Annotated in this window: 2 protein-coding genes; one reads left to right on the forward strand and one right to left on the reverse strand. The window is 47.8% G+C overall.

Translation table 11 applies throughout. The features are described 5' to 3' along the window. The coding region (locus PsAD26_RS05780; RefSeq protein WP_063309646.1) for a glycosyltransferase family 2 protein at positions 1-764 on the reverse strand (764 nt) is incomplete at its 3' end. A gap of 109 nt (positions 765-873) precedes the next feature. On the opposite strand from PsAD26_RS05780, the gene PsAD26_RS05785 reads away from it, so the two are divergent. Then, positions 874-1,641 carry a hypothetical protein gene (locus PsAD26_RS05785; RefSeq protein ID WP_063309645.1) on the forward strand — a complete coding sequence of 256 codons (768 nt, stop codon included), beginning with the start codon at positions 874-876 and terminating at the stop codon, positions 1,639-1,641. The last annotated feature ends 4 nt before the right edge of the window (positions 1,642-1,645 follow it).

Consider the following 1,645-nt stretch of genomic DNA (forward strand, 5'->3'; position numbering starts at 1 on the left):
TGTCTTTTTTCGAGCATTTTGAGGATACGGGAGAAGCGAGAAAAAGACTGGGTTGCCGCAAAGGCAAAGCCCTTCCAGCCAGCGAAAATAAAACGACGCACGAGCAAGTACTTGAACATTTCAACAGGCAGTTCGGTCACCAGTCTCAGGCGCAACAACCAGATAGGCTTTTGCTTCTGCGTTTCTGCAGCAAGCTCCGAAGTGTAGTTCAACTTACTCAACGCATGAGCCCAGGTGCGGAACGAGTAATGGTATTGCCGATTTCGCAGGGTACCCATCTTATAGCCGTCATCAAGCTGCATCCGGTCGTAGGATGGATCGAGCTTTATACGAGCATGCTTAAGGTTATAAAGTCGCGGAACTTTTCTGAAATCAGCAAAGAGGCGCGGCTTGCTATCACCAGGAAGAACCATAGTGTTGCGAACCAGATAACAGGCACATTCTGGTTCTCCAGCGGCAAACATCTGTGTCAGCTCTTGTCGCAAACCAGATGTTACGACTTCATCCGCGTCAATATAAAATACCCAGTCAAAGCTGCACTGCGTCTCTCCAAAGCTTCGCTGTGGTCCGAACCCTTTCCAAGAGTTGTAAACCACCTTTGCGCCATGAGATTTTGCAATGGCCACAGTGTCATCAGTGGAACCTGAGTCGATTACGACGATCTCTTGCCCAAGCTCCTTGACACTTTCCAGTGTTCTTCCAATTCGGTCAGCTTCATTAAAGCAACGAATTAGGATAGAAATCGGTGGCAATTGCTGTGACATTTGCGGGGCCATATTTACCAGTTACGCTTCAGCTGTAATTAAGGGGTCACGTAGATTTAATCAAGCCTGCTGCATAAGGTATGAGTGCGGCAAAAAAAGGAAACAGGACTTGAAACAGGTAAATGATAGCGCTACAGCCAATCAAGATGTGACATCCTGCATCACCAGTTGTGGCCGACTTGATTTACTCTCAAGAACGCTGGACAGCTTCCTTCCAGATCATCAAAATGACTTTGCCAAGTCCATCATTATTGATGATGCGAACACTCTGGACATCAAGAACTGGGTTGCTGCGCACTATCCGCAAACAGAAGTTCTGCTGAACCAACCTCAGCTGGGGCAGATGAAGTCTATCGACAAGATGTACACCCATGTGACAACTCCCTTCATCTTTCATGGCGAGGATGACTGGTTGTTTGAAGCGCGGAGTACAGTTGATGCTTGTAAAGCGGTTATGGCTGCTGAGCCTAACGTCAGTGTTGTGTGCGTGCGTAAGCTTTCAGATCTACAGCAGAAGTTTCAGGAAAACTGTATTCGAAAAGAAACTAGCGGCGTTAAATATGCTCTCATGCCAACAGACATCCATCCTGAATGGTTGAGCTTCTCATTCAATCCCGGGCTGGTGCGCAAGAGTTTGTGGGACAAATATGGTCCCTATGAGCAATATGGCACCGAAGAGCGGATCTCCATGGTCATGAAGAAAGATGGCTGGATGGTTGCTTTCCTTGATCCTGGGGCTTGTCACCACATTGGCGGCGAGGCTCACGTTGATGATCCATTCCAACCCAAGCGTGCCAATACCATTGCCTCACGTTTAAAGCGCTCCATCCGCAAACGTTGGCTCCGTATCCTTCGTAAACGCGGATATGATGTATGAGTAA

This window comes from Pseudovibrio sp. Ad26 (assembly GCF_001623285.1).
GTDB lineage: Bacteria > Pseudomonadota > Alphaproteobacteria > Rhizobiales > Stappiaceae > Pseudovibrio > Pseudovibrio ascidiaceicola.